Here is a 213-nt window from a genome sequence, read left to right as displayed (position 1 = left end):
ACCCCAACGCCGAAGCGATCTACCACGACACCTGCAATGAAGCCCAGGCCAGCCAGTTGCTGGAAACCGCCCATGCCCTCTACACCCTGCTGGGTAATGGGGAAAACGGGCAAGCCTGGCTGTGCGAACAGGCCGAGCAACCCACCCGACTGTTTGGGATGGCGCTGTTCAACTTCAACCCTGAAATCGCCGCGCTCATCCAGCAAGTCACCC

Annotated in this window: 1 protein-coding gene; it reads left to right on the top strand. The window is 60.6% G+C overall.

The window, feature by feature from the left end; all coding sequences use genetic code 11:
* Positions 1–213, top strand: a 213-nt coding sequence (locus ACW9H9_RS28975) for a hypothetical protein (protein WP_457370515.1), incomplete at both ends; no start/stop codon positions are given.

The sequence above is a fragment of the Pseudomonas sp. SDO5215_S409 genome (assembly GCF_054071325.1).
The sequence above is the reverse complement of the archived record's forward strand: the minus strand, read 5'-3'. Positions and strand labels throughout refer to the sequence as shown.